The sequence below is a fragment of the Vibrio sinaloensis genome (assembly GCF_023195835.1).
GTDB lineage: Bacteria > Pseudomonadota > Gammaproteobacteria > Enterobacterales > Vibrionaceae > Vibrio > Vibrio sinaloensis_C.
The window spans coordinates 111,881-137,349 of the sequence record NZ_CP096200.1 but is presented as its reverse complement, the minus strand read 5'-3'; the positions used below and the strand labels follow the sequence as shown (position 1 = coordinate 137,349).

Genomic DNA, 25,469 nt, shown 5'->3' with positions numbered 1-25,469 from the left:
GGCGCACCAAAATCAAGCAATAGAATCGGCTTCGATTACAGAAAGTGTAGAGACTTGATTGCGACCACCTGACTTGGACTCATACAGTGCAATGTCCGCACGTTTATAGGTCTCTTCCGGTGATCCAGACATCTCGGTTAATCCAGCGCTGACGGTAATGTTTAGCTTGCTCTCAAGGTTGATGGCGATGCGAATCCGATTGATAACGGTCTCCGCTTCTCGAAGTTCGGTGTGCGGCATGATGATCGCAAACTCTTCACCACCTATTCGGGCAACGACATCAGTTTCTCGGAGGTGGTGTTTGAGTGAACGAGCCACCTCTTTGATCACTTCATCACCTTTGTCATGTCCGTACTTATCATTGATGCGCTTAAAGTGGTCGATATCAATGAGACCGAGTGTGGCGGTTTCGTGTTTGCGGTAACGGCGCACTCGTGAGGCTTGAGTTTGCATCTCTGAATCAAATTTGCGGCGATTCCAAAGTGACGTGAGGGGATCTTTTTCACTCAACTCGCGAAGGCGATCTTCGAGCTCTTTACGGTGTGAGATATCAACAAACGATGCAACATAAAACTGTATGGTTCCACGGCTGTCTTTCACCGTTTGGATTCTAAGGATCTCGGTAATCAGCGAGCCATCGCGTCGCTTGTTGATCACTTCGCCTTCCCATAAACCTCGTTCCTCTAGCACCTTCCACATTTTCATGTAGAACTCTTGTTGGTGACGACCTGAAGCAAAGACTGAAGGTGGCTTACCTTTGACATCCTCAAGGGTATAACCACTAACTCGAGTGAACTCACTATTCACTTGAATGATGCGGTTGTTGCGATCGGTAATCACCACCGCTGACATGCCATTCATTGCCGCGCGAGCGATTTTACTGTCGAGGCTATTCTTGACGTGGTTATGGTTCCAGGCAACAAAGGTAAAAGTGAGCAGGAATAAGATAATGAAAATAAAGCTGGCCTGAATATAGAGATCACGACTCTCTAAATCAGTGAAAGCTTGCGTGGTGGCAAAATCGGTTACGATAAAAAAGGTAAGCGTATCAATGTTATCGATATTGTCGAATGTGGCGGTGGTGAATGACACCCATTGGTTATCACTGCGAAAAGTGCCAGCCTCTTGCTGCTGTATCATTTGCCACAGCAAAGGGTATTGAGAGGCAATGTTATGCTTTTCGTTCGCGGCGACCAAATGTCCCATGATCCCCTGATCATTCGGAGACATAATGTAGTAACCATCTTTATTGACGATATTGGGCAGGTAATCGCTGTTGCGCTTATACGCTAGGCCTCGGTAAATCCGCTTCAAGTCGAGGTTGGCAATAAAATAACCCAGTCTTTGACCATTGAGCGCAATCGGATAGATGACGCGGTAGGCTGGTGTCAGCGGCGTCGTAATTTCCCCATGTTCGGACTCAAGGTCGATACCAAATTCACCCACTTCAGTATTGGTTAGGGTTTGAGCAAACTTAAAGTAGTTGCGGTCACCTTTATACTGTAATCGATCGGGTTCAACGATTTCAGCAAATCCTTCTTTGCTGTTGATTCGCACGATCTCCATGCCTTGAGCATCGATAAATCTTAGGTGAGAGTAGTAACCTTGGGTGCGAACAATCAGCATCCAAAAATCTTGCAAGGCATCAATGTTCTCTCTGGTCGGCTCAGACAGAGCTTTGTTGAGCATGCCATTGTTAGAGAGATAGTTTAATGATGTCGATACCTTAGATAAGGAAGCTTGCAGCTCTGCTTTCGCATATTCAAGTTTGTTTCGGTTTAGCCGCTCGACATATTGCTCTGTTTTTGTCTCAAGCTGACCGAACTGAGAATAGAAATATAGGAAGGGAACAAACGCCAGCGCTGAAAAGACAACGAGGAATTGCACAATGAGTTTTGAACTGCGTTTATTCATTATCAGGTCTTCGACATCCTTGGAGACAATTTCTCGGCCAATATAACGGAACATAGGGTCCTTTGCAGTGAGCATGGTTGAATATTGTGGCCTTAAGCAACTGATTTTATTTAATGAAGGCGTGATGATAAACAAATAAATAAAAAAAGCACCTTCGATTTGAAGGTGCTTAAGCCAATCATCGGGGGAGGTGGCTAATTAAGCGGTTGCGGCTGCGTGTTTTGATTCCGCTTTGCTTTTAAGTAGCGCGTAACCAAATCCGGTCAACGCCGTACCCGCAGCAATGGCCACTAAGTACATAACGACAGGGGTAATCGCATTCGGGATAAGCAGCACAAACAGACCACCGTGAGGTGCCATCAACTTAGCACCAAACAGCATAGACAGAGCACCCGTTAGCGCGCCACCAGCCATACATGCAGGGATAACACGCATTGGATCTTTAGCGGCAAATGGGATAGCGCCTTCTGAAATAAAGCACAAGCCAAGAACGAATGAGGCTTTGCCTGCTTCGCGCTCACTTTGGTCAAACTTGTTTTTAGCGATGAAGGTGGCAAGTCCCATGCCCAGAGCTGGCACCATACCCGCAGCCATAATAGCGGCCATTGGAGCGTAAGTTTGAGACGCAAGCAGACCAACGCCAAATGCATAGGCGGCTTTGTTAACTGGGCCACCAAGGTCAAAACACATCATCGCGCCAAGTAATACACCCAGCAGAATCGCACTGTCTGAACCCATGTTGTTTAGGAACTCAGTCAAACCGTTCATAATGCCAGACACTGGTCCACCAACGACATAGATCATCACCAATCCGGTAAACAGGGTCGCAACAAATGGTATGATTAATATCGGTTTTAGCGCCTCCATAGACTGAGGTAGAGAAACCTTCTCAGCGAGCAGTTTTGCAGCGTAACCGGCAATAAAACCGGCGGCGATACCACCAAGGAAACCTGCGCCAGTCGAACTGGCCAACATGCCACCGACTAAGCCCGGAGCAAGACCTGGGCGGTCAGCAATCGAGAATGCGATGTAACCAGCCAGAACCGGTATCATCAACGCAAACGCAGAACCACCACCTATGGTCATCAGTGCCGCGGCGAGAGTGCCTTCTTCTTTAAACGCTTCAATACCAAACACAAACGATAGGGCAATGATGAGACCGCCGGCCACGACCACAGGTAGCATGTGAGATACCCCGGTCATAAGGTGCTTGTATGCACCTTTCTTTTCATCGCTTGTTGCCGAACTCGTATTACCTGTATGTTGGTAAACTGATGCGAGCTCAAAAGCGTTATCCATCTCTTGTGCGGTTTTCTTGAGCGCTGGACCTGTTTTGGTGCGATACATCTTCTTGCCGTTGAAACGCTCAAGTGGCACCTCAATATCAGCAGCAATGATCACTAAGTCTGCTTCGGCGATATCTTGTTCGGTGAGTTGATTCTTAGCGCCGACAGAGCCACGGGTCTCAACCTTGATTTGATGGCCGCGTCGCTTACCTTCTTCCTCTAGTGCTTCTGCTGCCATAAAGGTATGTGCAACACCAGTTGGACACGCCGTGATGGCGACGATCTTTTTGCTCGCGCCATGTGTTGCAGGTGCTTGAGCTTGGGTTGCTTGCTCAAGCACCACAGCTTGTTGAACCGCTTGTTGCAAGAAGCTATTGGGGTCTGAGACCAATTGGTCGATTTTTGCTTGATAGACCTTTTTGCCGACAAAGCGCGTGGTGTCGACCTGGCAGTTAGCGGCGATAACAATCGCTTCAGCGTGATCGATTTGATCTTGAGTAAGATTATTGGATTCAACCACGGATGACTGACATTCAATCATGGCATTCCAACCGAGCGAAGCAGCTGCTTTTTCAAGCAGACCGGCAGCTAGGATACTGTTCGCCACACCACTCGGGCAGGCAGTGACAATCGCTATATTCATATTGGTAACCCTTTGTCCTTTAATTTCCGTTATCATTTTTTGCTGGTTCAAGTTGTACAACTTGAGTTTCAAACGTGAGTCTTTCCAGCTCTTGTTGACTGGTTACCCCCACGCCCACCTGGCTCACAGCAAGCGCAGAAAGCGCAGTGGCAAGCCTAAGCAATTGAGTTTTTTGTAGATTCTGCATATGGCCCCAGCACAAACCCGCGACCAGAGTATCGCCCGCGCCTACTGTGCTAACCACGTTCATACGAGGCGGTTGAGCGTGCAGCCATTCACCTTGGTTGAGCCACATCACGCCATCTGCACCCATCGAAACGACGATATTGTCGATACCTGACTGACCTAGCTGCTGGGCTGCCTGTTGGCACTGTTCTGGTGTAGACAGAGTTTGCCCAAGCAGATCACCAAGTTCTTCGTCGTTGGGTTTGATAAGCCAAGGCTTAGCTTCAATCCCAACACGGAGCGCCTCTTTACTACTATCAAACAACACTTTTTTGCCCAATTGACGCAGGTGAGCGATCCAGTTGGCATATTGCTGTGGGGAGACGCCTTGCGGTAGGCTGCCGGCGAACACGAAGTAATCGTGTGATTGAGCGAGTCTATTGAGCCTTGCTTCGAACTCAGCGATGGCGGTTTGATTGACCTGCACGCCGGGAAAATTAATGTCGGTGACTTGACCATTAGACTCAACAAGCTTGACGTTAATGCGCGTCGCGCCGCCTACTTCGACAAACTCATTTTGAGCGCCAATCTGTTCAAATAGTTGATGGAACAGTTCTGGATTGTCTTTGCCCAAAAAGCCTGTGACCGTGACCTCTGCGCCTAAGTCTGAGAGAACTTTGGCCACATTAACGCCTTTACCCGCGGCATGTAAGTCGCTGTGTTTTACCAAGCTGACACTGCCGAGTTGGATCGCTTCCAAGCTGCCGGTGAGATCGAGCGCAGGATTAAGAGTGACAGTGACAACGCGGTTGGTGGTTAACTTGTTCATACTGCCTCCTTAGCTTTCACCGAGGCCTGCATTAATCGCATTGCCAATCGACTCAAGTGCATCAGCAGCATCGTGTCCTTGCGCAGTAAACTGCAGTTGGTGGCCATGTTTAACGCCTAGCGCAATCACTTTCATTAAGCTTTTGGCGTTAACTGACTTGCCATCACCGTCTAAGTTAGTGACCTGAATACTCGACTCGAATTTCTTCGCCTCTGCGACGAGCATCGCGCCCGGGCGTGCATGCAATCCATGGGCATTTTTGATCCTAAACACCGCAGTATTATCCCCGGCAACGGGATCGACGGCTGACGCTGAGCGTCCGGTTAGAAGGGTTATTAACTGTTCGGCAGAGGCGTCAAACAGTGTATGTTGCTGCTGCTGATACACCAGTTCCGTAATGCGTTTGAGCGTATCGAGGTGGGCGTTATTACACGCAGAGAAAGCAATCAAAGCACGTACTTTGCTGCGCTGATATTCACAGTCATTGGCGGTGGAAACAAAGGAGAGGCCAGTACGCTGAACGTGTTGCTCACTGCCAACTAGCCACAGTCCTTGACCTAAATGCGTCGGCTCTTTGGTGACTAGATCGGCAACAAAACCGCTGTCTACGCAGCCGGTATTTTTCAGCAAGCCGCCAGCCACTGCTGCCATTTGCACCATGTCACTGGCAGGGAAGTTAAGTTGAATCAACGCTGGGTCAAAATCAATATCAAACTGAACATCGCCATTGAGTAGAGCGATGATTTGCGCTTCAGTTGCCGCTTCTCGGATGCGCTGCTCAACCCCTTCAGCACCAAGCACTTTAGTTAGCTGCTTCAAAATGCCGAGATGCTCGTCGGATTTGGCTGCGATACCAATCGCAAGATACGCTGTTTGACCGTCTCCCCAGTCAACACCTTGAGGAAAGTGGTGAATGGCGATGCCCGTTTGGTTTACTTGATCTCGGGTATCGGTGGTACCGTGCGGGATAGCAATACCATTACCAAGATATGTCGAATTCTGCTGTTCGCGGTTTAACATGCCTTGGACATAACCGGGCTGAACCAACTGCTTAGCGGTTAGGCTCTGTGCAATATTTTTGATCGCTTCGATCTTGTTGTCGGCCGATTGCGATAGGGTGATATCACCTTGATTGATTTTAAGCATGGTGCTCTCCAGCTTGAAGTATTCATAATCATTTTGGCTCTCACTTTGAAAGCCCAGCTTTTGCTGCGTGATAGCAAATTCATAACCATAATCTGCTACTGAATCGATTCAGCAAAAAGCGCAAAATTATTTGGATTCAGCATCTTGATTGGCCTGTTTACATACTATGCCAATCATAAGTGAGCAAAAGTCGTTCAAACTTGGTCAACTGGTGACTGATCTCACTGTTTAGATTTTTGCTGAATCCATTCAGCTTTTATACTGAATCGTTTCAGCGTATAATTCAACTCCGGCATGGATCATTTGGTGTGTTCTATGATCCGGCGCACAGAACAAAGGTTGAGTAAATGACACTGGATGAAATTGCTAAACTCGCTGGCGTGTCGAAAACGACAGCAAGCTATGTGATCAATGGTAAAGCGCAAAAATACCGAATCAGCGAGAAAACACAGCGTAAAGTAATGGCGGTAGTGAACGAGCACAACTACCGTCCAGATTTGGCCGCAAGTACGTTACGGGTGGGTCAGAGCCGTTCGTTTGGTCTAGTGATTCCAGACTTAGAGAACACCAGTTATGCACGCTTAGCAAAATTGCTTGAACAGAATTCTCGTTCGGCGGGTTATCAAATATTGATTGGCTGCTCCGACGATGAACCTGATACTGAAAAGCAGGTGGTTCATGCGTTGATCAGTCGCAAAGTTGACGCGCTATTTGTCGCCAGCGTTATCCCCGAAGCCAGCGACTACTATCTCGAGTTGCAAAACAAAGGAACACCGGTGGTGGCGCTCGACCGTCCGTTAGACGATGAGCATTTTTCTTGTGTGATCAGTGAAGATTTCAGTGGCGCCTTTGAGCTCACCAAATCTGTGCTGAGCGCAAGCGTCACTAGTGTCGGCCTGATTGGCGCACTACCAGAGCTGAATATTTCAAGAGAGCGGGAACTGGGGTTTAAGTCGGCAGCGGCAAGTGCAGGAGTAGAGACAAAAGTGAGCTACGGCGAACACTTCAACCGTGCAGATGGTGAACAAGTGTTTGGACGTTGGTGTGAAGAGGGTAGCGTTCCCGACGCTATTGTAACGACGTCCTATACGCTGCTAGAGGGAATTTTGGATGTATTGGTCAAGAAACCCCACTTGATGTCGCAGTTAAAACTCGCCACCTTTGGTGACAATCGATTACTCGACTTCCTGCCGAGTAAAATAAATTCTCTACCACAGCAATTTGAACTGATAGCAGACAGCGCGATGGAGTTAGCGCTCAACGCGACAGCGAAGCGCTATCAGCCTGGAATCGAACTCATTCCAAGAAAAATTATTGTGCGAAACTAACAAAAATCCCGTACTGAGACGGGATTTTAAATGTAAGTTCTAGTACTGAAAACGAACCGACATGGTCATTTGCGGGCCATATAAACCGTTATTGCGGGTTTCTGCGGAGAGGGAAAGCTGTTGCGTAGAATGAAAGCGCACACCCGCGTGGAACACCGAAGAGTTTTCAATCCGACCTAGGCGGCCAGTTACCTCCACTTGCTCTGCTAACCAAACACGGCCACCGATATTTACTTCGGCTAGGGTTTTGCTCTCTCCCCCAGCTTCTTTATTAAATTTGACTTGGTGAATCAGCATCTGGCCATACACGTCGGCAAATTGGTTGATTGGGCCATTAAAGCCAATCCCACCAGCCAAGTCATAATCTTTATCGAACTGAGTATCTGCCCGAACAACGAAGTGTGAGTTTTCGGTGAATTGAGTACTGAACTCAGCACCAAAAGTTTCGGGCCCCATAGCGGTGCGGACTTCCAGATAGTTATAGTTAAAGTTGTTCGCAAACGCGTTTCCACTCAAACCTAAAAGGGCAAGGGCACTGGTCAAGATGATCTTTTTCAAAGTGGTCTCCGACTGGCAACAAAAAATTGACTAAAAAAATGGCTTGCAATAAGCAAGCCAGATAGTAACGCAATCTGATTTTAAAATCAGTTATTTACAACACTTGAATGTGTTTGACCTCGATTTCGGGTTCACTGCCGCCTTCATATTCACCAAACAAGCGCACTCGCGTTTGGTTATCGAGGGGCTTGCTGAGCACTATTCCATCATCCAACTCGACTTCGATTTCATCATTGCCGTCGGAGAAGATGAAGGTATCGTGGGCAATCTGGCGTATCAACACCCCTTCAACGGCCACATCTCGCTCACCAAAAACCTTGGTGTCTTGTAGCAAAGAGGCGACAGTGGTGGTGTCTACTGGTCCTTTGTATTCAATCATCTGTTGAGCACAATTATCTTTAGCCATCACCAGTGCGGGGGCGAAAATCAAACTCAATGCAGTTGCTAATACGATCTTTTTCATGCTGCCTTCCTAATGTTAGTGGGTTTGTTTAACAGTGCGATTAAAACAAGGCTTGGTTGAATTGCCCCTGAGCACTAAGTTCATATTCAATTCATATTATTGAGAAATTTCGCCAAAAGCCGTTATTATGGCGTTTCGATTATCAAGTAAGTCATGTCAAATGTTAGCGACCAATAAAGCTTTAATGGTTCAAGGAACGACGTCGGATGCGGGCAAGAGCGTTCTGGTGGCAGGGTTGTGCCGGGTATTAGCTCGCAAGGGGGTCAATGTTGCCCCATTTAAGCCGCAAAACATGGCCTTAAATAGTGCAGTGACATCAGACGGGGGCGAAATAGGTCGCGCTCAAGCGGTACAAGCTATGGCAGCCAACGTCACTGCCAGTGTCCATATGAACCCTGTATTGCTTAAACCAAACAGTGACATGGCGGCGCAAGTGATCTTTCAAGGCAAGGCGACGACCACGGTCGATGCCATTGGCTATCAAAGCTACAAACAGGTAGCGATGCCAGTAGTGATGGACTCGTTCAAACGTTTACAGTCTGAGTACGATTGTATTTTGATTGAAGGGGCAGGGAGTCCGGCTGAAATTAATTTGCGTGAAAATGACATCGCGAATATGGGCTTTGCTGAACAAGCTGATGTTCCCGTGATTATGGTTGCGGATATTGATCGTGGCGGTGTCTTTGCCCACTTGTATGGCACATTAGCTTTGCTGTCTGAGACAGAGCAGCAACGGGTGAAAGGGTTTGTGATCAATCGGTTTCGCGGCGATATCGGGCTGCTTCAGTCGGGATTAGATTGGCTGGAGAAAAAAACAGGTAAGCCAGTGATTGGGGTGTTGCCCTATTTGCATGGTTTTGATCTTGAGGCCGAAGATGCGATCAACGCCCAACAGATAACGGCTGACAACACCAAGCTAACTGTTAAAGTTCCGGTATTTCCACGCATCAGCAATCATACCGATTTCGACACGCTTCGTTGTAATCCCGATATTAACTTAGTTTATGTCGGTCAAGGCGAGACCTTAGCTGGCGCAGATCTGATTATATTGCCCGGTTCTAAATCTGTTCGCAGCGATCTGGATTATTTGCGTAGTCAAGGTTGGGACGAGCAACTACTGCGCCATCTACGCTATGGCGGAAAAGTGGTTGGGATCTGTGGCGGTTATCAAATGTTGGGTAACTGGATACACGATCCTCTCGGGATTGAAAGTAGCGCAGGATCGAGTCCTGGCTTAGGCTTGCTCGAGATTGAAACAACATTGGCGAGTGAAAAGCTACTGACGAATGTCACCGGCGAACTAACCTTAGGAGCAACAACGGTCTCCGTAAGCGGCTATGAGATACACGCAGGGGTGAGCAAAGTTTCGGCTGCGCAACCTGTGTTACTTGATACAAGTAAAAAGGATGGGGCAATAAGCGATTGCGGTCAGGTATTTGGTACCTATTTGCATGGTATATTTGATAGTTCAGATGCCGTGACTGCGCTCGCAAACTGGTGCGGTATCGAGCAGATTGCCGAAGTTAATCACCAGCAAAACCAGCAACAGGCAATTGATCGAATTGCCGACGCCATCGAACAGCATCTAGATTTAAACAAACTATGGCCACAATAACTCAAGTTCTTCATCATGTTGCTTTTAGAACGTACATTTGCGCTTTGTTGTCGTTACTTTGTGCGTCACCAAGCGCTGCAGAAACATTGCGCATCTACGCTGCATCATCCATGACCAACGCCGTGACTAGTCTGGTTGAAGAGTTCAAACAGCAGTATGAGGTGGATGTCACGACCGTGTTTGGCGCAACGTCGTCACTGGCGCGTCAAATTGAGCATGGTGCTCCTGCGGATATCTATATCGCCGCCAATACCAAGTGGGTCGACCACCTTATACGTCAGCAAGTTGTAAACAGTGACGCTGTCACTAATGTTGCTTCAAATAAACTTGTCGTCGCGAGTAAGCAGCAAGGTTTAAAACTCGATATAACCCAGCTACAAGATTGGCTCACTATTTTATCGGATGGACAACGGCTGGCGATCGCTGAGCCGAATGCTGTACCCGCAGGTATCTATGCGCGGCAATCGCTGCAATCTCTGGATGTATGGAATAGTGTCAATTCGAAATTGGCGCCAACTAATAATGTTAGGGTTGCGCTCACTTTGATTGAGAGAGAAGAGGTACCCATTGGGATTGTGTATCAAACCGATGTACATCAAAGTCCAGAACTCGTGGTTGTCGCCGAATTGCCCGATGAAAGTCATCAGCCGATTGTTTATCCTATGATTCGCTTGACCGATCACTCTACGAGCGTTTTGTTCGCTGACTTTGTTACTGGCGTTCATGGCCAAGCGATATTATCGCAGTATGGATTTTTGCCAGCTAAGGAGCCAAGGTAATGCTTTCTGAGTACGAGTATCAAGCCTTAACCTTGAGCCTCAAGGTAGCAGCCTATGCTTTAGTGTGGCTGATCCCAATTGGAGTCGGGCTCGCGTGGATTCTCGCGCGCAAACAGTTTTTCGCAAAGAACCTACTTGATAGCCTGGTGCATCTCCCGTTAGTGTTGCCGCCAGTGGTGATTGGTTACCTGTTACTCATCTCGATGGGACGTCAGGGTTGGATTGGCGCTTGGCTCTATCAACACTTTGGAGTGGTATTCTCGTTCAGTTGGAAAGGTGCAGTATTAGCTTGCATTGTGGTCGCACTACCTTTAATGGTTCGCTCCATTCGATTAAGTCTTGAGAATGTTGATACTCAGCTTGAGCAAGCCGCCGCCACCTTAGGGGCATCGCCACTTAAAGTCTTTTTTACCATCACTTTACCGTTGACCTTACCAGGAATCATTACCGGAAGTATGCTCTCCTTCGCTAGAAGTCTTGGCGAGTTTGGCGCAACCATCAGTTTTGTTTCCAATATTCCTGGTGAAACCCAAACCATTCCATTAGCGATGTACAACTTTATCGAAACGCCGGGCGCTGAAGCTCAAGCTATGCGATTATGTGTGATCTCAATAGTGATCGCGTTGGGTTCATTAATGGCATCGGAATGGCTTGCTCGCACGAGTGCAAAGCGACTAGGAGCCGGTGATGAGTGATCTTATTGTCCAATATCATCAACGTTTGGGTAGTATGGATTTTGCTATCGATCTTAGCCTGCCTGCACAGGGAATTACCGCTATTTTTGGCCGTTCCGGGTCGGGAAAGTCCTCTTTGATCAACGCCATAGCGGGATTGACCACGCCCAGCAACGGGGTGATCAAAGTTGGTGAACAGGTGCTATTTGATTCTCATCGAAAGATCGATGTACCCACTCATCGAAGAGAGATTGGTTATGTGTTTCAAAATGCGCGACTATTTCCCCATTACAAAGTGAAGAAAAACCTACTGTATGGTGTCAAAAAGATTGATGTACAACACTTCGACCAGATCGTTGAGTTGCTTGCGCTTAAACCATTGCTGCAACGCTATCCTAATCAACTCTCTGGAGGTGAAAAGCAACGCGTTGCGATCGGGCGCGCTCTGTTGTCAAAACCGCGTCTGTTACTCATGGATGAGCCACTCGCATCACTGGACCTGCCAAGAAAACGTGAAGTGTTACCTTTCTTGGAGCAACTGGCTAGATGTGTACAAATCCCAATTCTTTACGTCTCTCATAGCTTGAATGAAGTGCTTCGTCTCGCTAATCAGTTAGTGATTCTCGACTCAGGTCGAGTGATGACTGCCGGCCCCATAGAGCAAGTATGGGCGTCTCAGGCGATGAAACCTTGGCAAAGTTTTTCAGAGCAAAGCTCGTTGTTTGAGGCGAGATTAGTTGGACACAATGAGGCGTACGCCTTGTCGCAAGTTGAACTCGCTCCGCAGGTGTCTTTGTGGGTACAAAAAATTGACGGAGAGATTGGCCAATCTGTTCGTTTGCAAGTGAGAGCGAACGATGTGTCTGTGGCTCTTGATAGCCCCAAGCGTACCTCAATACGCAATGTGCTTCCCGGCACAATCTCTGAGATAGCGCTACATACTCACGGGCACGACCGACAAAGCATTGAAGTAAAAATCGAGTTGGCTACTAATTGCTATCTCAATGCGACGATTACTGCATGGGCACGTGACGAGTTAAAGCTTGAGAAAGGGGTGCCAGTGTTTGCCCAAATTAAGGGGGTCAGTGTAACTCAACGAGATATGGTGGTGAACTGACGCGAGTAAACACAAATAAAAACGCCGCAATAGCGGCGTTTGATATATTACTTAGCGAATACGTCTGTGAAATCCCGTTTTAGGATAGGATCGCGACGTGCTTTTTTAATCTGTTTAACCATGTCTTTTACACAGTTGTGCAGAACTTGATCGAGCAGTTGCGCTCGATACTCTTCTTTGTCTTGATCTGACATCTCTTTCGGGAGGTCGAGGCTAGGAAACTCTTCCATTACATTCAACCCTGCGAATGCCTGACTAACAGAAATGAGCGCGTGAAACTGCTCAAAGTTGTCTAATACGTTTTGCGCACTGTTAGGTAACTCATTCCAAGCTTCGCGAACCGCTTCTTCAGACACCTCGTGGATCGAGGTCACCATGTAGTGCATTGCTTCTGGAACTTCATCAAACTCAATTACCTGGCGAAGCTCGGCTGAAACCTCTGCTAAGTCGACTTTCGGTTGCTCTGCTGGATTAACATCAGACATGTCATAATTCTCTTAAAATGTGTATGTATCGGCGCTATCGTAAAAAAAAAGCGCTAAAAGTCAACCATCGTTGGATGATTAGCAAGAGGTAGAGTATGCTTTCCACTAGTGCTAGTGTCGATTTTTGTTTTTGAAAATCAATTTACTAGCCACTGTTACCTTTGGCATTCTCTTAAGTGTAGGGTAGTAATTGCGTGGAAGTGACCGGTTCATCAATGAAAATTTTGCTGGTTGACGACGTTCAAATGGAACGCATTCAACTCGCTATTAGACTTAAACAGCTCGGTCATTCGGTCGAGATGGCAGAGTCTGGTTTAAGGGCATTAGAGCTGTACCCAGAGTTCGAGCCAGATTTGATCTTGCTTGATGTTACCATGCCTGACATGGATGGCTTCGAGGTCTCACGCAAAATTCGCTCTCGCTTTCCAGACTGGGTACCGATCATCTTTTTAAGTGGTCATGATGAACCTAGCATGATCGCAACCGCGATTGAGGCAGGCGGCGACGACTATTTGATTAAACCTGTTGATAAGTTGGTTCTGAACTCTAAGCTTATTGCGATGCAGCGAATAGCCTTTATGCGTCGTGAACTCAAACAAAAATCTGCTGAACTCGCCAGAGTTAACGCTAAGCTAGAAAAATTGGCTCAAGAAGATGGCCTAACTAAGGTGAAGAACCGTCGATACGTTGATGAAAAGCTTGAAGAAATGATCGCTCTACATGGTCGACACCAATTGCCGCTTAGTATTATCTTGCTCGATGTTGATCGTTTTAAACTCTACAACGACAATTACGGTCATCTTGAAGGTGATAAGTGCCTAATTAATATCGCGAAATGTTTAAGCCAGTTGTTTGTCCGAAGTGGAGAAGTGGTTGGGCGTTATGGCGGCGAAGAGTTCGTCGTTCTCCTTGGTCATACCGATGGCGACAAAGCGCTTCAAGATGCGCAGCGGATCAAGTCGGCTCTTGCTAAGACGGCGATACCTCATCAATACAGTGATGTGTCTCAGGTAGTGACGGTGTCACAGGGTGTGTTGACGTTACAGCCGACTGGGCACGAAAACATTGACTCGCTTTATAAACAAGCAGACGAACGTTTGTATCGAGCAAAGGCAAATGGCAGAGACCAATTTGTCAACCAAATCTAAAACAGTTGCATAGTGTATAATAATTGAAATAAATTCAACTTGTTGAATCGATATTAACCAGGTTGACCTTATCAATGCGAAACACCAAAAAAGCCCCTTTAGCGGTGGCAGTTTTGCTCGTCGCTGCACCATCAATCGGACTCGCTAATGGCTATCCAGTGTTGCAAAAGTACATGGAGCAATCGTTCGCAGCGTCATTGCTTTTGACTGACAGTGATGTGTTTACGGTTGGAATTAAAGATTTTGATCCCAATGAATGGTTCAATCTCAACAATGAGGAAATTGGCTCTGAGCAGTCTCTGTCGTTACGCCAACAGATCGCTGTAACTACTATTCCTATGACATTCGAGTTAGACGACCAAGCTGAACATCAGTTGTTTACCCGTTTTTCGATATTTGCATCGAGACGTGATTATCAGATTAGACGTCAAGACAGCAAAGACTATCAAGAGGAATATATTGTTGGTGGCTTTACTGCCTACCGCTATAATATGCAGCTCGACAAAAGTTGGACTTTGACACCCGGAATAGGGTTGCACCTACAGTACTACTCTAACCGCCATGATTACAAAAGTGACTTCTCACGTCAGTATATTAAACCCTTTCTCGACGATGTACTGTTTAACACCGATGCATGGGCAGTAACAGCGAACCCACATTTAAAGCTCAAATATTACCATGGAACTGACTGGGGGAGTTGGAACTACACTTCTTCAATCAATTATTTTTATGGTTATGGATTTGGCGACGCAAACTACGGAGAAGTCGGCAATCCAGAGGGTTGGTACTTAGCCAACGGGATTAATCTCTATTACGATCTAACGCAAATCGAACGGTCAATCCAAACGGTATACACGAGTTTTCGACGAATCGACGTCGGCGCAGATATTCGCAACCCACTGGGCACTAGCTACTATTATGAGGGATCGCTTGGTTGGTTAATGACACCGCCTTTTAAATCCGATTGGATAGATAATGTCGGTATAGGCTTAAACCTTAACTATGGCAGCAGTTTAAAAGGGGGGAGCATTGTACTGTTTTTCAATCAGACGGACTGATTTACGCCATGCAGACTCGATTTCGCCCGGCCTTTTTGGCTTTGTAAAGCGCGCCATCTGCCGTTTTTATTACTTCTGAAACTTTGTTGGAGTCACTGCTGTCGGCGACACCAATACTGATGGTGATAGTGACGCTGTCACTGGTTTTTTTGCTGCCACGGGTCTTACTGCCTTGTTTGTCATCCTTCGGCCGTTTTTGATGGTCGCGAATGACCATTTCATAGCTCTCGATCGATTGTCGGAGCTGCTCAAGGTGTTCATGCGCTTGCTCGGCATTTTTCCCTTTAAACAAAACGGTAAATTCTTCTCCACCGTAGCGATAAACCTTGGCTTTACCGCCAACTTGTTTGAGTTTGGCTGCGACTAATTTTAAAACATCATCACCAGTATCATGACCATAGGTATCGTTAAAAGACTTAAAGTGGTCGATATCGAGCATGGCGATGGTGTAGCGCCTTCCCAAGTGACGCATGTCAGACTCGAGTGCGAGGCGTCCAGGTATTTCAGTTAATGTATCCATAAATGCCAACTCATAGCTGGCTGATAATAACTGAACCAACAACAAGATCCCGGCCAAGGAAAATAATGTGCTGGAGATATAGGTAGTATCAAAGAAGATAAAGGTCGTGGAGGACAATAACACTGCGGTATACACCACAGTATCAATTATGCGGTTTTGACTTAACACACATATCGCGAGTAACAACACCATGGCAAAGGTATAGAGAGCAAGAATAAACGGCAACTTGGAGACTTGAGGAATCACATAAAGAAACGTCTCGTTAATATTTTCAAACCCGCCATCATAGAAGTACGTGAGTGTTAGATAAGACCAGCCGATTAACATTGCCAAGATCACGCAGTAAAGCGCGAACCCGCGTGACAGCAAGTTAGCGTTTCTAAAGCTATACACTAGAACCAAAGCAACAGGCAGTAACCCTGCCAGTAAAGAGAGTTCGAGTATGGTGGTGCCAGAGGATAACGGGCTTTGCAATCGAGTCTGAATAATCCAGTACGCCAGCATCATCGCACATGAAACCATAGCAATCCGGCTTTGTTTGAATACATGACCCAAGACAATCGCCACTGATAGTAACACCAGAGGCAGGTTGGTGAGTATATCTAAGTTAGCTCGTGTCAATTGAATGACCTTGTCGATACCTAGCGCTACAAACGTCATAAGAAGTAATGGTAGCGACAAGCGAAACCAATTTGTGGTGACGAGCGAAAACGACATTTAACCTAGCCTAAAACAAATTCATTGATTGATAGCTCGTTAAGAATACTTTTATTTGATGAATTTCCAAGCTTTTTACTAAACTTAAGAGTGAAAATTGCCAAGATGGGTAGTTAACGTGCAAAAATGGACGAAACCGCATTCGGTGTTGTGCCATTGGTTGCTAGAGTAAACACAATCAATAGTGGCGAACCAATGATACTGTACTATATAAGTCACTAAGGGAGCTGGTGAGCATGCAGATAAGCGTAGACGTACACAACTACATGGAAACCTTGGTTGGCCAAGAGTTGGCTAAACCCGAGTACACTGACAACTTCGACAATGAACAATTGGCTGATCTCGCCTGCTTGGCACTGAGTCAGTTAAGGCCTGTTTACATTCGTTATGATATCGATTTTCTATCAGCACTGCCTGAAGAGCGATTGGTTACCTTAAAAGAATACGCAGTCACCGCCATAGAAGCGGCCAAGACAATGATCGTTGACGACCGACGCAAAAACCGCAAAGATGATGTGCCGGTTGTATTTAGCCGTCAGGCTTTTGATGACGACGTTGAACTGGAATGGTTCGAGAGACCGATTCTGCAGAAAACCAAATAAATACTAGGAGTAGTGCGTGGGACTTTTTTCTCGCTTGTTTGGTGGCTCCAAGATTCAAGAGGCGCCACCAGTCGAACCCGTTGAATATAAGGGATACTTAATTTACCAAGAAGCGTTAGCGGAAGGCGGGCAATTTCGAATTGCGGGACGGATTACCAAGCAATTTGGTGATGAAACCAAGAGTCACCGCTTTATTCGTTCCGATGTGCTAGCCACGGAAAGTGACGCCAACGAATTCATGCTTAAAAAAGCGCAAATGTTTATTGACCAAATGGGTGATAACATTTTTCAATAGATCCGGTTCAAATTGACAAACATCATAATTTTGAGAGCCATTAGCCGCTATGCTGATGGCTCTTTTTTTATTTTGGACGCAACATAATCTCTTGTTTTTTCGCAATTTTATCTATACTGGTTAGACCTCTGTTCATTGAAAAGAGTGTTGTTGGGTAACGAAATCGAAAGCACAATAATCGATTACCAAAGGTTATATGTAATGATATTTTGTGTTTTTGTTACAAAATGCTTGAAGTATCGGAATACGTTGGATAAAAACAGAACAATCATTGTTGCCAATAGTCAAGGAATAGCTAATGCAAATTGGTGTGCCAAAAGAAATACTTGCGGGCGAAACGCGAGTGGCTGCATCGCCAAAGTCGGTTGAGCAGTTATTAAAATTAGGCTTCGAAGTCAATATCGAAACCGGAGCAGGAGAGTTAGCGAGCTTTGATGACGCTGCCTTTACCGCTGCAGGGGCAAATATTGTCAGCGCTGAAGAAGTCTGGAATTCAGATCTTATCCTCAAGGTGAATGCGCCTTTATCAGATGAAAAACACGATGAGATTGCTTTATTAAAAGATGGGGCAAGCTTAATTAGTTTTATTTGGCCTGCACAAAACCCTGAGTTGATGGAAAAACTTTCTAGTAAAAATATCAACGTTATGGCAATGGACGCAGTGCCGCGTATTTCGCGCGCTCAAGCGTTAGACGCTCTTTCCTCGATGGCCAACATTGCGGGTTATCGCGCTGTTGTTGAAGCCGCGCATGAGTTTGGTCGCTTCTTTACCGGACAAATCACCGCCGCGGGTAAGGTTCCGCCGGCTAAAGTGCTGGTAGCGGGTGCAGGTGTTGCCGGTCTTGCTGCCATCGGTGCGGCAGGTAGCTTGGGCGCGATTGTTCGAGCATTCGACGTTCGTCCAGAAGTCAAAGAGCAAGTCCAATCAATGGGCGCAGAGTTCTTAGAAGTTGATTTCAAAGAAGAGTCTGGCTCCGGTGATGGCTACGCCAAAGAAATGTCGGACGAGTTTAACAAGAAAGCCGCTGAGCTATATGCTGAGCAGGCGAAAGACGTTGACATCATCATTACCACTGCCCTTATCCCAGGGCGTCCAGCACCGAAGCTAATCACCAAAGAAATGGTGGATAGCATGAAAGCGGGTAGTGTTATCGTTGACTTGGCGGCAGCAAATGGCGGCAACTGCGAATACACAGTCGCCGACAAAGTCATTACCACTGACAATGGCGTTAAGATTGTCGGTTACACTGACATGGTCGGTCGTTTGCCAACTCAATCTTCTCAGCTGTACGCTACCAATATCGTTAACCTTCTTAAGCTGTTGGCAAAAGAGAAAGACGGCAACATCAACATTGATTTCGAAGACGTTGTTCTACGCGGCGTAACGGTAATCAAAGAGGGCGAAGTCACTTGGCCAGCACCACCGATTCAAGTTTCAGCGCAACCCGAGCAAAAACCAGCGCAACCAAAAGCGAAACCAGAACCTAAAATCGAAGAGCCAACGTCACCTGTGAAGAAAATAGCGGCTTTGGCTGCGGGCGTGGGTGCATTTGCTTGGGTAGCATCCGTTGCCCCAGCGGCGTTCCTTTCTCACTTTACTGTGTTTGTACTTGCTTGTGTTGTGGGTTATTACGTTGTTTGGAACGTGACCCATGCCCTTCATACTCCGCTAATGTCTGTAACCAATGCGATCTCGGGCATTATTGTCGTCGGTGCTTTACTGCAAATCGGGCAGGGAAATGGTGTCGTTTCTGTCTTGGCCTTTATTGCGGTGTTAATCGCGAGTATCAATATTTTCGGTGGTTTCACCGTGACCAAGCGTATGCTTGAAATGTTCCGTAAAGATTAAGGAGTAACAGGGAATGTCTGCAGGATTAGTACAAGCCGCATATATTGTTGCTGCTTTATTCTTCATTATGAGCTTGGCAGGTTTGTCCAAGCAAGAGTCAGCTAGGTCAGGTAACTACTATGGTATTGCCGGTATGACCATAGCGTTGATCGCAACGATCTTTGGGCCTGAGTCACAAGGTTTTACGTGGATCATCATTGCCATGGTGATTGGTGGTGGTATCGGTATTCACTATGCGAAGAAAGTTGAAATGACCGAAATGCCTGAGCTGGTGGCTATTTTACACAGCTTCGTGGGTATGGCAGCCGTATTGGTTGGTTACAACAGCTACATCGACTCACCTGAAGCCGCGACCCATGCTGAGCATGTTATTCACTTAGTAGAAGTATTCTTAGGTGTATTCATCGGTGCGGTTACCTTTACTGGTTCGGTGGTTGCGTTTGGTAAGCTACGCGGAATCATCTCTTCTTCACCACTGAATCTGCCACACAAGCACAAGATGAACTTAGCAGCGATTGTTGTATCAACACTATTGATGCTTCACTTTGTTAATGTTGACGGCAGTATGTTCGCATTGATAGTGATGACACTTATCGCGTTCGCATTCGGTTATCACCTAGTAGCATCGATTGGTGGCGCTGATATGCCAGTGGTTGTATCTATGCTTAACTCTTACTCAGGTTGGGCCGCGGCGGCGGCAGGTTTCATGCTTGCTAACGATCTACTGATTGTGACCGGTGCGCTGGTGGGTTCCTCGGGTGCGATTCTGTCTTACATCATGTGTAAAGCAATGAACCGTTCGTTCATCAGTGTTATTGCAGGTGGCTTCGGCCAAGAAGTTGTGATTTCTAGTGATGAAGAGCAGGGTGAACACCGTGAAACGACAGCAGAAGATGTGGCAGAGATGCTGAAAAACTCCAAGTCTGTCATCATCACTCCAGGGTATGGTATGGCGGTAGCTCAAGCGCAATACCCAGTACATGAAATTACAGAGAAGCTTCGTGCTCAAGGTGTTGAGGTGCGATTTGGTATTCACCCGGTTGCCGGTCGTCTTCCTGGTCACATGAACGTATTGCTTGCAGAAGCTAAAGTGCCATACGATATTGTGTTAGAGATGGACGAAATCAACGACGATTTCCCAGAGACAGATACGGTACTCGTCATTGGTGCGAACGACACGGTTAACCCTGCGGCGTTAGAAGATCCAAACAGTCCAATCGCCGGCATGCCTGTGCTGGAAGTATGGAATGCACAAAATGTAATTGTGTTTAAACGTTCAATGAACACAGGTTATGCTGGTGTGCAAAACCCACTGTTCTTTAAAGAGAATACTCAGATGCTATTTGGTGATGCGAAAGAGAGTGTTGATGCCATTTCACGCGCTCTTTAGTCAGTAATTCATCTATTAGGAAGCCAGCCTGTGCTGGCTTCTTTCTTTTCTAAGCTTACATTTCTGACATTGATATCACATTTCGGTTTTATATTTTTGTAATAATGATTTACTCTGAATCATAACTCTCTGATTTAATGAATTTTTGCATTGATTAAGACGATAATTACCACAATAGCATTGAGTTCAGCGCTTTTTAGTAGCCTTGTTTTCGCTGAATCACTCCCAGAACGCATTGATAAGTTTGTGGATCTTTTTGATCAGCTTGACGCGACTGTCTCTTATGACATTCGAAGCTTGCAGTCCGACTATCCTACGCGCTTGCTGACGCCACAATCTATGTTGCCACAAACGTCGTCTTATCCACTTAAAGATGTACAGCGCTTGTATAACCTAGCGCAGAACTGTACAGGAAAACTGCCCCTAAGCCCCTTGATTACTGAGCCCCTTGTGTTTACTCGTGCCATGTGCAAAGGCGGGACGTTGAGTGACAAATGGTTTGCTCGTAGTGCACTGATTCACCCTGGCGGCGGCACCTATGCTCACCGTTATGTGCAGGTGCACCCGGAGCGGATTGAAGAACTACAACATTACATGCACATCAAAGAACGGTCGTTAGCACCAGAGAATACGCTGCTCGGCCGACTACAAAGAATGAACGAGGACTCAATCATTGCGCTAATTTCTGGTTCGAGTATGTTCATTGAGAACAGCGAGTTGTGGTTACGCAATAATGACAATTACTTGATTTATCCTGAGTCACTTTGGCGGCAAAACTTAGAACTAGCAGGTTTGACGTTTAGCCTAAAAAGGGACTCAAATAGCTGTTTTGTTCAACGTGGTAACTTATGTTGGGATGTGGAAGATCAATCTGATCTACTGCGAGTTTCTATGATCGTGTTGGCCATAGCCAATATTTTGTTAGTCATTGGTTGGTTCGCGTATCGATGGAACACCAAACGCCAAGAAATGAAAAGTCGTATGTTGGTGTTGCAGATTTTAACCCACGAACTTAGAACACCGATTGCAAGCTTGTCACTCACTGTTGAAGGGTTCAGACGTGAGTTCGAGAAGCTTCCAGAATCTGTCTATGATGAGTTTCGGCGTTTGTGCGAAGATTCAAGACGCTTGCGTCAACTCGCGGAAGCAAGCAAAGACTACTTGCAGTCGGATAACAAGCCGCTCGCTGTCGAATGGGTACCATCGGTACAGGAGTGGCTGGAATTTAAGGTTGAGGAGGAATTTGATGGTAACGTGGAATTCGTCATCAACCAAGATATCGCTGCCAAGTTGAACGTTTATTGGCTTGGAACGTGTATCGACAATTTGATCAGAAATGCTGTCAAATACGGCGTAGCACCGGTCGTTGTTGATGTTACTACAGCGAAACATAAAATTACGGTTAAAGTTATGGACCAAGGGGAGCTGACGGCAAAAGATTGGCGTCAACTTCGCAAACCGTTCGTAAGTAAAAGCGGCCTAGGGCTTGGCTTAACCATAGTCGAGTCGATGGTCGGTAGGATGGGTGGTAAAATGTCACTAATTGGCCCACCCACAACGTTTATTTTGGAGATACCTTGTGAAACAGACACTGCTTCTCGTTGAAGACGACAAAAACTTAGCGGATGGGTTGCTTGTCAGCCTAGAACAAGCGGGATACGAATGTTTCCATGCCGAAACCATCGCTGACGTCGCGCAATATTGGGATAAATCCGATCTTGTTATTCTCGACCGTCAATTACCGGATGGAGATTCTGTTGAGCATCTAACAAACTGGAAAAAGATCAAAGATATCCCAGTGATACTGCTCACCGCTTTAGTCACAGTAAAAGACAAAGTGGCTGGCTTAGATGCAGGTGCTAACGATTACTTGACCAAACCGTTCGCTGAGGCTGAGCTATTCGCTCGGGTCCGCGCTCAACTGCGTACTCCTGAAGGTGAAGCGACTGATGATTCGCGCGTTGTTACCGAGCACTTGGTTATCGACAAGTCGACACGTGAAGTCTTTTATAAGCAAGAATCTATCACCTTAACTCGAACTGAGTTTGACTTGCTTTTATTTTTAGCCAGCAACTTAGGTCGAGTGTTTACGCGTGACGAGCTACTCGATCATGTTTGGGGTTACAACCACTTTCCTACCACCCGCACCGTTGATACTCACGTATTGCAACTACGCCAAAAGCTACCAGGATTAGAGATCGAAACCTTACGTGGTGTTGGTTATAAAATGAAAGCATAATGATTAGAAAATCCCTTTTGCTCAGTGCGCTGATACTCAGTTCGCCATTAATGTCTGAACCGGTCCCTTGGTTTGAAACCAACTCGGCGTTGATTCAAGCACATAAGAGCTTACTCGATGGGGACCTGACGGGCATGTTTAGCTCTCTGGTAGAAGTTTGGCAGTTAGAAGACAGCCAAACCATCACACCACACCTCAATGAGCTGTTCGTTCAGTCACTCGAGGTCGATTGTGGTAAGGGTCTAGACCGAAAACCGTTGCCTCAATGGTTACACAACATCGTAGTTCGAAGAACCGAAATCCAGAGCCCGGGGCGCGATGCTTATCGGGCCATTGTCGAAGCCACATCGTCCAAGGATATTGTTGACATTCGCTTGACCAAGTGGGTGTCGAAAGTGGTGTCTACCGATAACACTTTCATGGTATCGAGTTCGAGTAGTGACAATGACACCAAAACATTCACCAAGCGATATAATCTCAACAGTCGCGTTGATATGGGGTTATACCGTATCGACATAACCGCCGCCGACCAAACTACATGGAGTTCTTGGTTGGTACTTGGTGAGCCTTTTTCATCAACTTCAGTAAGGTGGAATGCTAAAGCGGAGTGGGAGGTGGAACGAAACGCGCTACTTAATCCACATTGTCCGCTACCTAAACTCGATATTTCAATTTACGACTACGTGGATGGCAATTACAACCAAGTCTGGAATCAACGCTATGAGTCAGATTATCCAACCACAATCGAAAAAATTGCTATCGACCCTGGACGTTACGTACTGGCGGTATCGGTCAACAGCCAACGTTGGCAAGGGCCTATAATCGTCGAGCAATCGCAAATAATCAGTAAAACGTATGATGTTTCTGTAGAGGAATAATTAAAGATAATAGACAATAGGTCGATACAAGCCTAAGGAATCAAAAAGTTTATATCGCTATGGAAAATAAAATAAAACTTCTGGCATTGTCTATTGCTCTTTCGGCAACATCTGCATCCGCGGCAAACTACGCCATCGAAGCTCGAGGCGATGCTATGGGCGGAGTTGGTGTGGTATCCGCTAACTTTTTAACCGCTCCGTTTTACAATCCTGCCATCACAGCTATCTATCGACGAAATGACGATGTCGGAATGATCACCCCAAGTTTCGGTCTGGCATACAGCGATGAACACCAGATGGTTGATGACCTTGATAAAGTCTCCGGTCTAATAGATGCAGCGATAAAAGACCCGGCTTCAGCAGATGGCGCCGAAATTCAAAAAAGTTTAGACGCATTACAAGGGGATATCGCTCAACTAGAGTTTGGTGGTGTCGTTGCCTTCGCTATCCCTAATCAGTTTATTGCTGCCAACTTGTTTGGTAAGGCATACGCAGAAACATTTGCTCAAACTGACATATACGCTGGCGCCAATAGTTCAATCGATCCGGCTCTCAATCCAGCGATTAACGCAGAACTTAGTGCGGTAAATGCCGTTGGCGTTGGCGTCACGGAGCTTGGTATTTCTTTAGCCAAGTACCAAACTTTCCTTGGTCAACATATCGCGTTTGGCGTTACACCTAAGCTACAACGAATCTATACCTACGTTTATCAAGCTAATCTCAACAATTATGATATTACCGACGCACGGGAGAATGGTACCGGCGAAACTATGTTCAATATTGATGCTGGTTTCCTTTGGTTTTACGGCCCATTGCGCGTTGGCGTATCTGCAATGAACTTAGTGTCGAGAGACATTACTACCCAAGCGTTGCCTGCGACAACGGTAACGTCAAAAATTGATGCTACTCAGAGTCGAACAATCGCGACCACACAATACGACTACCAAATGCGGCCGCTATATACACTGGGTGTAGGCTTAATCGGTGACTATGCATCTATCAGTGTCGATTACGACTTAAACGAAGAGCAGCGCTATACCAACTTCAAAGACAACACACAAATGCTTCGCGTGGGTGGCGAAATAGATATTTTGCGTCAGCTCAAACTCAGAGCTGGATGGAAACGCAACTTAGCCTATGACAACCTCGACGACACCATTACCGCGGGTATTGGGCTCTCGCCGTTGAACTTGTTCCAACTCGATCTCGGGGCGAGTTATACCAACGAAAACTCGATGGGCGCGTATATTAACTTCCTAACCAGTTATTGATTTATTCAAAGCTAGAAGGGTAGTTTTTGCAACCTAATCGTAATATAGTCGGTTCCTAACTGTTTAGGAGCCGTTTTTTATGTTCGAAGATTTACCGCCACTCACACACGAAGAGCAACAAAAAGCTGTAGAAGTAATACAAAGTCTAATGGCAGAGGGGATGAGTACCGCACAAGCAATCAAAGTGGTTGCGGAGCAGATTCGAGAGACGGCTACCAAACAGAGTTAACTAAATATCAAACTAGAATGAGCGCTTCTGCGCTCTTTTTTTTGCCTAAATATAATTACTCACTATAACTAAATATATTCGCCAACAACAAAACAAACCACTAGTGGCGATGGTTACATTTTCCCAGAACATCTTTGGTTGACTATTCGTGTAAGTAGACAGAAATCGCCAAAGCTTACTAACAAAATATAAATTACCTTCATAATATCAGCACTTTGCAGTAGAGTTTTGTACTGCCGTGGTAGGGCTTTTGTTTGTCTTTGTAATTAAA

The 25,469-nt window shown here is 46.2% G+C and carries 24 protein-coding genes; 16 read left to right on the top strand and 8 right to left on the bottom strand.

The window, feature by feature from the left end; all coding sequences use genetic code 11:
* Nucleotides 1-12: 12 nt before the first annotated feature.
* The 4 genes from MTO69_RS14255 to fruB all read right to left on the bottom strand — a co-directional run bounded on the left by MTO69_RS14255 (nt 13) and on the right by fruB (nt 5,983).
* Nucleotides 13-1,914 (bottom strand): sensor domain-containing diguanylate cyclase, encoded by a 1,902-nt coding sequence (locus MTO69_RS14255; protein ID WP_248335629.1) that lies wholly within the window; start codon nt 1,912-1,914, stop codon nt 13-15.
* Nucleotides 1,915-2,112: 198 nt separating this feature from the next.
* Nucleotides 2,113-3,843, bottom strand: coding sequence for a PTS fructose transporter subunit IIBC (gene fruA / locus MTO69_RS14250; RefSeq protein ID WP_248335067.1), 1,731 nt, complete (start codon nt 3,841-3,843; stop codon nt 2,113-2,115).
* 19 nt (nt 3,844-3,862) lie between these two features.
* Nucleotides 3,863-4,837: a 1-phosphofructokinase gene (pfkB, locus tag MTO69_RS14245; RefSeq protein ID WP_248335066.1), complete on the bottom strand. Its 975-nt coding sequence runs from the start codon at nt 4,835-4,837 to the stop codon at nt 3,863-3,865.
* 9 nt (nt 4,838-4,846) lie between these two features.
* A complete protein-coding gene (gene fruB, locus MTO69_RS14240) occupies nt 4,847-5,983 on the bottom strand; it encodes a fused PTS fructose transporter subunit IIA/HPr protein (RefSeq protein WP_248335065.1) in 1,137 nt (378 codons plus the stop codon).
* Nucleotides 5,984-6,330: 347 nt separating this feature from the next.
* Here fruB and cra point away from each other — a divergent pair, with 347 nt between their 5' ends.
* Nucleotides 6,331-7,311: a catabolite repressor/activator gene (gene cra, locus MTO69_RS14235; RefSeq protein ID WP_248335064.1), complete on the top strand. Its 981-nt coding sequence runs from the start codon at nt 6,331-6,333 to the stop codon at nt 7,309-7,311.
* A gap of 39 nt (nt 7,312-7,350) precedes the next feature.
* Here the strand turns inward: cra and MTO69_RS14230 are convergent, their stop codons facing one another.
* Nucleotides 7,351-7,869: a hypothetical protein gene (locus MTO69_RS14230; RefSeq protein WP_248335063.1), complete on the bottom strand. Its 519-nt coding sequence runs from the start codon at nt 7,867-7,869 to the stop codon at nt 7,351-7,353.
* Between the two features lie 94 nt (nt 7,870-7,963).
* Complete coding sequence (locus MTO69_RS14225; protein WP_248335062.1) at nt 7,964-8,332, bottom strand: YgiW/YdeI family stress tolerance OB fold protein; 369 nt, start codon at nt 8,330-8,332, stop codon at nt 7,964-7,966.
* A gap of 160 nt (nt 8,333-8,492) precedes the next feature.
* Between MTO69_RS14225 and MTO69_RS14220 the strand changes: the two genes are divergently transcribed.
* Genes MTO69_RS14220 through modC form a run of 4 tightly spaced genes read left to right on the top strand, consistent with a single transcriptional unit; the run spans nt 8,493 to nt 12,517 of the window.
* Nucleotides 8,493-9,947 carry a cobyric acid synthase gene (locus tag MTO69_RS14220; protein ID WP_248335061.1) on the top strand — a complete coding sequence of 485 codons (1,455 nt, stop codon included), beginning with the start codon at nt 8,493-8,495 and terminating at the stop codon, nt 9,945-9,947.
* Nucleotides 9,935-10,726, top strand: coding sequence for a molybdate ABC transporter substrate-binding protein (gene modA / locus MTO69_RS14215; protein ID WP_248335060.1), 792 nt, complete (start codon nt 9,935-9,937; stop codon nt 10,724-10,726). Before MTO69_RS14220 ends, modA begins: the two co-directional genes overlap by 13 nt.
* Nucleotides 10,726-11,421 (top strand): molybdate ABC transporter permease subunit, encoded by a 696-nt coding sequence (gene modB, locus MTO69_RS14210; RefSeq protein WP_248335059.1) that lies wholly within the window; start codon nt 10,726-10,728, stop codon nt 11,419-11,421. Before modA ends, modB begins: the two co-directional genes overlap by 1 nt.
* On the top strand, nt 11,414-12,517 hold the full coding sequence (gene modC, locus MTO69_RS14205) for a molybdenum ABC transporter ATP-binding protein ModC (protein WP_248335058.1): 1,104 nt from the start codon (nt 11,414-11,416) through the stop codon (nt 12,515-12,517). Before modB ends, modC begins: the two co-directional genes overlap by 8 nt.
* A gap of 47 nt (nt 12,518-12,564) precedes the next feature.
* On the opposite strand, the gene MTO69_RS14200 is transcribed toward modC, so the two are convergent.
* The gene (locus tag MTO69_RS14200) at nt 12,565-13,002 is read right to left on the bottom strand and encodes a DUF3069 domain-containing protein (protein ID WP_248335057.1); all 438 of its coding nucleotides are present in this window, start codon (nt 13,000-13,002) and stop codon (nt 12,565-12,567) included.
* A gap of 215 nt (nt 13,003-13,217) precedes the next feature.
* Here MTO69_RS14200 and MTO69_RS14195 point away from each other — a divergent pair, with 215 nt between their 5' ends.
* Nucleotides 13,218-14,150 (top strand): GGDEF domain-containing response regulator, encoded by a 933-nt coding sequence (locus MTO69_RS14195; RefSeq protein ID WP_248335056.1) that lies wholly within the window; start codon nt 13,218-13,220, stop codon nt 14,148-14,150.
* 74 nt (nt 14,151-14,224) lie between these two features.
* Nucleotides 14,225-15,208, top strand: coding sequence for a Solitary outer membrane autotransporter beta-barrel domain (locus MTO69_RS14190; protein ID WP_248335055.1), 984 nt, complete (start codon nt 14,225-14,227; stop codon nt 15,206-15,208).
* 1 nt (nt 15,209) lies between these two features.
* Here MTO69_RS14190 and MTO69_RS14185 read toward each other — a convergent pair whose 3' ends face one another.
* Nucleotides 15,210-16,445: a GGDEF domain-containing protein gene (locus tag MTO69_RS14185; protein ID WP_248335054.1), complete on the bottom strand. Its 1,236-nt coding sequence runs from the start codon at nt 16,443-16,445 to the stop codon at nt 15,210-15,212.
* Between the two features lie 236 nt (nt 16,446-16,681).
* On the opposite strand from MTO69_RS14185, the gene MTO69_RS14180 reads away from it, so the two are divergent.
* The 9 genes from MTO69_RS14180 to MTO69_RS14140 all read left to right on the top strand — a co-directional run bounded on the left by MTO69_RS14180 (nt 16,682) and on the right by MTO69_RS14140 (nt 25,198).
* The gene (locus MTO69_RS14180) at nt 16,682-17,047 is read left to right on the top strand and encodes a late competence development ComFB family protein (RefSeq protein WP_248335053.1); all 366 of its coding nucleotides are present in this window, start codon (nt 16,682-16,684) and stop codon (nt 17,045-17,047) included.
* Between the two features lie 16 nt (nt 17,048-17,063).
* Nucleotides 17,064-17,342 (top strand): HlyU family transcriptional regulator, encoded by a 279-nt coding sequence (locus MTO69_RS14175; protein WP_248335052.1) that lies wholly within the window; start codon nt 17,064-17,066, stop codon nt 17,340-17,342.
* 298 nt (nt 17,343-17,640) lie between these two features.
* Nucleotides 17,641-19,191 (top strand): Re/Si-specific NAD(P)(+) transhydrogenase subunit alpha, encoded by a 1,551-nt coding sequence (locus MTO69_RS14170; RefSeq protein WP_248335051.1) that lies wholly within the window; start codon nt 17,641-17,643, stop codon nt 19,189-19,191.
* 13 nt (nt 19,192-19,204) lie between these two features.
* Nucleotides 19,205-20,581, top strand: a complete 1,377-nt coding sequence (pntB, locus tag MTO69_RS14165) for a Re/Si-specific NAD(P)(+) transhydrogenase subunit beta (protein WP_248335050.1) — start codon at nt 19,205-19,207, stop codon at nt 20,579-20,581.
* A 141-nt stretch (nt 20,582-20,722) separates the two neighbouring features.
* Nucleotides 20,723-22,186, top strand: a complete 1,464-nt coding sequence (gene vxrA / locus MTO69_RS14160) for a sensor histidine kinase VxrA (protein WP_432715669.1) — start codon at nt 20,723-20,725, stop codon at nt 22,184-22,186.
* Nucleotides 22,161-22,820 (top strand): response regulator transcription factor VxrB, encoded by a 660-nt coding sequence (gene vxrB / locus MTO69_RS14155; RefSeq protein ID WP_248335048.1) that lies wholly within the window; start codon nt 22,161-22,163, stop codon nt 22,818-22,820. Before vxrA ends, vxrB begins: the two co-directional genes overlap by 26 nt.
* Entirely contained in the window at nt 22,820-23,698 is an 879-nt protein-coding gene (locus tag MTO69_RS14150) for a DUF2861 family protein (protein WP_248335047.1), read from the top strand. The genes vxrB and MTO69_RS14150 overlap by 1 nt, the downstream gene beginning before the upstream one ends.
* A gap of 59 nt (nt 23,699-23,757) precedes the next feature.
* The gene (locus MTO69_RS14145) at nt 23,758-24,969 is read left to right on the top strand and encodes a conjugal transfer protein TraF (RefSeq protein ID WP_248335046.1); all 1,212 of its coding nucleotides are present in this window, start codon (nt 23,758-23,760) and stop codon (nt 24,967-24,969) included.
* A 79-nt stretch (nt 24,970-25,048) separates the two neighbouring features.
* Nucleotides 25,049-25,198 carry a YoaH family protein gene (locus MTO69_RS14140; RefSeq protein WP_248335045.1) on the top strand — a complete coding sequence of 50 codons (150 nt, stop codon included), beginning with the start codon at nt 25,049-25,051 and terminating at the stop codon, nt 25,196-25,198.
* Nucleotides 25,199-25,469 lie beyond the last annotated feature (271 nt).